This is a genomic window from Polyangium sp. 6x1 (genome assembly GCF_029946515.1).
Classification (GTDB): Bacteria; Myxococcota_A; Polyangia; order Polyangiales; family Polyangiaceae; genus Polyangium.
Window position 1 is genome coordinate 1 of sequence record NZ_JARZHH010000152.1, and the last position, 7,073, is coordinate 7,073.

Here is a 7,073-nt window from a genome sequence, read left to right on the forward strand (position 1 = left end):
CGATGCGAGGTCGGCGTATGCGGAGGTCGGCTTGGAAGGGGCGCGGAGAGGGGTCCGCGCGCGGGGAGGTCGGTTTGGAAGGGGCGCAATGCGAGGTCAGCGTGCGCGGAGGCGGAGGCAGACGCGGAAGCGGGAGCGGGAGCGGGAGCGGGAGCGGGGGCGGGGGCGGGAGCGCGCGCGGACTCCGGCGTCACGAGACATTCGAGGCGTCGCCACGCCGTGAGGAAGACCTCCTGCACGAGGTCGTCCACGTCGCGGGATGGGATGGCGGGAGCGTCAACAGATTGTTAGTGCCCAACCGTTTCGTCGTTCGCGTTGTGCCCGTTACCATAGATTTGCTTTTGCAAGGTTTGACAGGCTAGGGTGCGCGACTGAAGGAGGTGGATTCTGAAACGAGTCGTACTGTTGCGCGTCTACGCCGTGGGGGGGGTTCTGATGGCAGGGGCCGTGTCACCAGCGGTGGGCTGCTCCGGGTCGGGGGATGAACCACCCGCGGACATGAACGAGGAGGGCCCTCTCGGCAGCGCGGAAAGTGAGCTCCTCGGCTCGACGTTGGAGCCGACGGGCGGCGTCGGGGAAGACGTGGCGGCTGGCGCGAACCACACGCTCTTCCTGAGCTCCGACGGCACCGTATGGGCCTGGGGCCAGAACAGCTACGGCCAGCTCGGCAACGGCAGCTCCAGCACCACGCCCCAGGCCACGCCGATGCAGGCCACGGGGCTGCCCACGATCAAGGCCATCGCGGCGGGCGCGTATCACTCGCTTGCACTCGACACGGCCGGTAAGGTCTGGGCTTGGGGCCAGAACAGCTACGGCCAGCTCGGCAACGGCAGCATCACCACCACACCCCAGGGCACGCCGGTGCAAATCGGCGGGCTACCCACCATCACGGCCATCGCCGCGGGTCTGGCTCACTCGCTTGCGCTCGATACGAACGGGGTCATCTGGGTCTGGGGGAACAACAGCTACGGTCAGCTTGGCACGGGGTCGAGCGGGAATAACCAGCCGACGCCGGCGAGCGTAACCCTCGCGGACGGCGCCGTCGCGCTCGTCGCGGGCTGGCACCACTCGATGGCCTTGGACACCAACGGCTCCGTGTGGTCGTGGGGTCGCAACCACTACGGTCAGATCGGCAACGGGCTCGCGGGCGCCACGAATCAGCTGACGCCCTACCAGGTCTCCCTCGGCGTCTTTTCCTCGGCGACCGCGGTCATGGCCGGCGGGGCGCACTCGCTCGCGCTCCTCTCCAATGGGACCCTGAAGGCGTGGGGGTACAACGGGCAGGGCCAGCTCGGGCTGGGAAGCACCACGTCGCAGAACCTGCCGCAGGCCGTACCAGGCCTGAACGGCGTCCAGCGGATCGCCGCAGGCGGGTATTACACGCTGGCGATGAACGCCACCGGGACGGTGTGGAGTTGGGGGCAGGACGCGCAGGGGCAGCTCGGGGACGGCGACGCCAGCGCGACCAACCGCATAAGCCCCTACACCCTCCCGAGCCCGAGCGGCGCCCTGGCCATTGCGACGGGCGCTTACCACGCCGCAGCGCTGAGCGCGGATTGCCGGGTGTGGACCTGGGGCTCCAACAATACGGCGCAGCTCGGCAACGGGACGTCGGACACGAACAGGCACCCGACGCCCGGGTCCATCCTCGCGTGGTCGCGGCAGCTTTACTTCGACGGCGACATGGATGGATACGGAGACCCGTGGCAGCCGGCGGGGCCAATGTGCGACGTGCCGCCGGGGTACGTGACGAACAAAGCCGACTGCGACGACTTCGATCCGGGCGTGTTCCCGGGCGCGGCCGAGCTATGCAACGGGCTCGACGACGATTGCAGCGGCGAGGTGGACGACGGCAACCCCGAGGGCGGTGATCCCTGCGACACGGGCCTCGCGGGCGAGTGCGGGTACGGGACGCTGACCTGCACGGGCGGCGCGCTCCTTTGCGCGCAGGACCAGCCCCCCACGAGCGAGGTGTGCGACGGGCTCGACAACGACTGTGACGTGAGCGTCGACGAGGGCGTGCTGCTCACCTTCTACCGCGATGCCGACGGCGACAGCTACGGCACCTCCGGCCAGACGACGCAGGGGTGCGGGGCGCCTCCCGCCGGGTACGTGGCCATCGGGGGCGATTGCAACGACGCGAAAGCGAACATCAAGCCGGGCGCGACCGAGGTCTGCGACGGCGTCGATAACAATTGCGCGGGCGGCATCGACGAGGGTGTCAAGAACACGTACTACCGTGACGCCGACGGCGACGGCTACGGCAACCCGAGCCTGGCGACGCAGGCCTGCTCGGCGCCCGCCGGATACGTGACCAATTCGACCGACTGCAACGACGCGAACGCGAACATCAAGCCGGGCGCGACCGAGGTCTGCGACGGCGTCGATAACAATTGCGCGGGCGGCATCGACGAGGGTGTCAAGATCACGTACTACCGCGACGCCGACGGCGACGGCTACGGCAACCCGAGCCTGACGACGCTGGCCTGCTCGGTGCCCGCCGGATACCGCACCAACTCGACCGATTGCAACGACGCGAACCCGAACATCAAGCCGGGCGCGACCGAGGTCTGCGACGGCGTCGACAACGACTGTGACATCCCCCCAAACATCGACGAGGGTGTCAAGAACACGTACTATCGCGACGCCGACGGCGACGGCTACGGCAACCTGAGCCAGACGACGCAGGCCTGCTCGGCACCCGCCGGATACGTGGCCAATTCGACCGATTGCGACGACGCGTACGCGCACATCAAGCCGGGCGCGACCGAGGTCTGCGACGGCATCGATAACAATTGCGCGGGCGGCATCGACGAGGGTGTCAAGATCACCTACTACCGTGACGCCGACAACGACGGCTACGGCACCACGAGCCCGACGATGCAGGCCTGCTCGGCGCCCGGCGGATACGTGGCCAATTCGACCGATTGCAACGACGCGAACGCGAGCATCAAGCCCGGCGTCGCGGAGGTCTGCGACGGCATCGACAACAACTGCAACGGAAGCATCAATGAAGGTAACCCGGGCGGCGGCCAGTCATGCAACACAGGCCAGTCTGGCGTGTGCGCTGGAGGCACCACGAGCTGCACGCTGATGGGCGTCTCGTGCTACCAGAACACGCAAGCGTCCGCCGAGACGTGCAACGGGCTGGATGACGACTGCGACGGCAGCGTCGATGAGGGACTGTGCTGCGGTCAGCAGGCCGGACAAACCAGCCAGATGCAGGTTGCCCAGAGTACCTACTCGCACTACATGTACCATGATAACTGGTGTTGCATCGGGTCGTCGTGTCCTTCGCAGTGCTTCGAGGGCACGTACTACTATTCCCAGTACAAGATAAACGAATCTTGCTATTGGCCTGGGAGCAACGGCTCGTGCTACGACCCCGATGCCACGTGGTTCGTGACCTGTGGTTCGTGGGTCCAATGCACCTTTGATTGCAACGACACGTGCGTGCCGGGCGGTTGCTGATGAGCGTAACGAGCAGATAATCCAGCCAGGATCGCTCGATCGAAGGCCTGGCGTACCGAATGCCATGCTCCTGGCCTCGCTGCCGGAGAGTAAGCTCGAGGCGGGCGACGAGCACGGCGAGCCGCGTGGCCCCTGCGCCGTTTGTCCGACGAAAACCACCGACGAGATCGTCAACAAGGTCCCGCCATGGCCCTTGGGGGGGGGCCTGCGCCCGAATGCTTGGCGCATGATCAGCCCAAGATGGAGCGCCGCGATAGGGGCACGAAACTTTGCCATCCGTCCATCATGGCTCGAACATGATAGGATGCGGAACGTGAATGTAGCGTTCGCTGGAGGTTTTCTGATGAAACGTTTAGCCCTTGCTCTCATCGTTTCAGCGTTGGTCGCCGGCTGCACCTCCGCGGAGACCGCACCTGAACCAGATGCAGAAGAAGCCGAAGCCATTCAGGCAGCCACAGCGTGTTGCACAGGCACTTGGCAGATGATCGACAGTGCAGTCGCCATCTCCGATCTGAACGCATTCGGCACGTTTACGGCGTCGAATGGCTACCCGCTCAATACCGGCGAGGTTCTGCCTTACCCCTCGTACCGCATTGGTGTCGTCACCGAATACGGGGCAACGCAAAACGTCGTTCAGCAATATCTGGCCTACAAATACCCAAGTTTGGAATATTGTGAGTTCTTCACGGTCTTCGAGGACGATTTCTGCCCGCCCAAGGGTGGAGTTCTCTGGATCCAAAATGCGCCGCAGGGCTCGAGTATGTCAGGGCTCTTGCGCTCGGAATCCGATACCAACTGTGCCTACTCCTCCGCCTGCCCGACTGTCACGCCCGGAGCATGTTGGGGCAAGCTGTTTCGCAGTACGACGGTCAAACAAATCTGGGTTCGATGAGCACCCCTGGCCCCCTGTTGGGAAAACTCGTTTCAGGGGGCGAGGCGCAAAACGCGCCCAGAGGTCCAGGGCTGGCCCTGGTGCGGAGCGGATCGAGGGGCGAAGAGCCCCCGCGGGGTCCGGGGCGGCGCCCCGGCGCGGCGGCTCCTCGATGAGAGGCTCAGTTCAGTTCACGCTACCGCACTTGACGCCGCCGAGCGTCGTGCCGTTGTTGTCTTCGAGGCATTCGTTTTGCCCGCTCTGCCCGGCCTCGTCCTTGTCGACTTCGACGTAGAACGACATGACGACGTCGCTCGCGAGGGTCGTGTAAGGCATGACGACGAGCTCGTATTGGCCGGGCAGGAGTGCCTTCGTGGTGGCCGCTTCGCCGATGAATGTGCCGTTCGGGCCCTCGCCTCGGTAGAACCTCACCTTCACGCCGGGCGGGACGCCGTTCGCGCCCTTGTTTTGCACGAATGCACGGAGATCCACGCCGCCCGGGCAGGGGGCGAGGGAGGCTTCGAGGCTGACCTGGAGGTCGGGGGCGTTGAAGACGCCGGCGCCCTGGTTCGACTGGCGGTAGTTGTTGAGGCCGAAGGGGCTGAGCCAGCTCGCGGGCTCGGGCGAGGGCACGCTGCCGTTCGCGTTCACGTTCGTGAGGTGATAGGCGTGCTGGTTCCAGATCTTGCGCGTCCGCACCCAGTTGTCGCCCGCGTCGCCGTAGACGTAAATGCCGTGGCGCAGGCCGTTCGTGCCGTAGGGGCAGCCGTTCTGGCCATTCAGGTGGAAGAGGTCGTTCGCCGCGAGCACGACCTCGGTGTTGTTGTCGCCGTCGACGTCGGCGATGACCGGGTACTCGTGGATGGTCGCCGAGGGGTTTTTCTCCTCGAAGAGCGTGTCGCCGGTGGCGCCGTCGTAGACGCGGAAATAGCACTCGTCGTTGTAGACGACCTCGGCCGCGCCGTCGCCCTGGAAATCGAAGACGCTCGAGCCCGTGCGGTTCGACGAGCCGTCTTGCGTCGTCTTTTGCCATTTCACGGTGACCATCGCCGTCTCGCCGGCTTCGAATTCGAAGACGGAGTAGGCCGTGCCGTTCGCTGCGGCGATCTCGGGCATGCCGTCGGCGTCGAAATCGGCGATCGTCGGGGGGCCGCCGAGGCCGTTGCCGGGCATCGCGACGCTGGCGATGACGGCGCCGGTCGTCGGGTTCTGGACGCGCACCGTGTCGTCCGAGACCACGACGAGCTCGGGCTTGCCGTCGAGGTCGAGATCCGCGATGGCGGGATAACCGTCGGTGAGCGCGGCTTGCTCCCAGTATGTGCTGCCGTCGGCGCGGAGTGCTTTTTTGCCGCTCACGATTTCTTGCGGCATCACGCCGTCGAGGTCGGCGACGATGCTGACGGCGCCGTAGGTGCCGGTGTTTGCCCCGAAGAATGCGCCGCCGTTGAACCGGAGGACGCCCGCCGCGTCGAAGACGGCGCCGCCGACGATGATCTCGGGTTTGCCGTCGCCTTCGAGGTCTGCGATGGCGACCGTGGCCGAGTCGAGGACGACGTTCCACGGCGTGGTGCCGTCCGATTGCTTGGACGTCCACTTCACCTTGCCGTCGTGCTCGAATGCGATGAGACCGCCGCCCGCCTTGCCGGCCACGATCTCGACGAATCCGTCGCCGTCGATGTCGGCGGCCGCCGGCGTCATGCGCGGCTGCACGCGGTTCGCGTCGGCGTAGACGTCCACGTTCGCGCCCCATTTCTCGACGCCGTCCTTGCCGTTCAAGGCGCGCAGGAAGGCCGTCTGGTTCGCGTTGAAGTTGTTCGACGTCACGATCACCACGTCCGGGGTGCCGTCGTTCTCCAGGTCGACGACCACGGGCATGTTGATGACCTGGCGGAATTCCGGGAAAATGGGGCTCTCCGTCCAGGACCATTCGAGCACCGGCGTGAGCGGGCCGGGGGGTGGCTTGTACTCGCAGGTCGCGGCGCCCGGGGGCGGCTGCGGCAAGCAGACGCCGAGCGTCGTTTCGCAGAACTCGCCCTCGGCGCAATCGGCCCAGTCGAGGCAATTGCCGCCGGGTTTGGCGCATTGATCCGCCACGCAGACGTCGCCTTCCCCGCAGCACACCGAGAGATCCGCGCCGCACCGGACGCTCGTCGCGCAGGCCGGCAGGCAAGCGTCGATCACGCATTCGGAGCCCACGGCGCAGCAATCGCCTTCGCCGCAGACGATGCCGGACGGGCATCCCGGGACGAACACGCCGCCCGATCCGCCGTCGCCCGTTCCGCCAGCGCCGGCCATTCCGCCGGCGCCCGCCATTCCCCCCGCGCCCGCGGTGCCCGAGCCCGCGCCCGCGCCCGTGTCCGCCGTCCCTCCGCCGCAGCCGCTGGCGCTGACGGCGCCTCCGAGGGCCAGGATAAGAATCCCACCAATCGCCTTCATCGTTCTCCGCATCGTCCGACCTCCAAGAGTCGGCCAGGAGAACGGGGAAGGAGGTGCGCGTCAAGCCGCGGTCCGTCCGTCCCCTACGTTCGCTCGCGATCCGGGGGAGGCGGGGGAGGGGTCGCGCCGGGCGTCGTGGGTGTCGCGGGCGTCGCGCCGGAGAGCGTGGCCGTGCGGGCGCGAGGCCGGATCGCGGCGAGCCGGGCGGCCGCGCCTTCGAGGGCGGTGGCGGCGTCATGGAGCGCGGCGGCGGCGCCGGAGAGCGCGGCGGCGGCGTCGGAGAGGCCGGGCCCGG

At 67.0% G+C, this 7,073-nt stretch carries 3 protein-coding genes and 1 pseudogene; 2 read left to right on the forward strand and 2 right to left on the reverse strand.

What is annotated here, in order from left to right:
• Positions 1-498 precede the first annotated feature (498 nt).
• Both QHF85_RS49260 and QHF85_RS49265 read left to right on the forward strand, forming a co-directional pair.
• The gene (locus QHF85_RS49260; RefSeq protein ID WP_281334503.1) at positions 499-3,471 is read left to right on the forward strand and encodes a MopE-related protein; all 2,973 of its coding nucleotides are present in this window, start codon (positions 499-501) and stop codon (positions 3,469-3,471) included.
• A gap of 64 nt (positions 3,472-3,535) precedes the next feature.
• Positions 3,536-4,363, forward strand: coding sequence for a hypothetical protein (locus tag QHF85_RS49265; RefSeq protein ID WP_281334504.1), 828 nt, complete (start codon positions 3,536-3,538; stop codon positions 4,361-4,363).
• Positions 4,364-4,528: 165 nt separating this feature from the next.
• Here the strand turns inward: QHF85_RS49265 and QHF85_RS49270 are convergent, their stop codons facing one another.
• Both QHF85_RS49270 and QHF85_RS49275 read right to left on the reverse strand, forming a co-directional pair.
• Positions 4,529-6,790: a VCBS repeat-containing protein gene (locus tag QHF85_RS49270; protein ID WP_281334505.1), complete on the reverse strand. Its 2,262-nt coding sequence runs from the start codon at positions 6,788-6,790 to the stop codon at positions 4,529-4,531.
• A 71-nt stretch (positions 6,791-6,861) separates the two neighbouring features.
• Positions 6,862-7,073, reverse strand: a pseudogene (locus QHF85_RS49275) (peptidase M23); the annotation flags it as partial.

Excerpts from the sequence above, each read along its gene's own strand:
- QHF85_RS49260 (WP_281334503.1), top strand. The coding sequence starts at position 499 with ATGAACGAGGAGGGCCCTCTCGGCAGCGCGGAAAGTGAGCTCCTCGGC.
- QHF85_RS49265 (WP_281334504.1), top strand. The coding sequence starts at position 3,536 with ATGCTCCTGGCCTCGCTGCCGGAGAGTAAGCTCGAGGCGGGCGACGAG.
- QHF85_RS49270 (WP_281334505.1), bottom strand. The coding sequence starts at position 6,790 with ATGCGGAGAACGATGAAGGCGATTGGTGGGATTCTTATCCTGGCCCTC.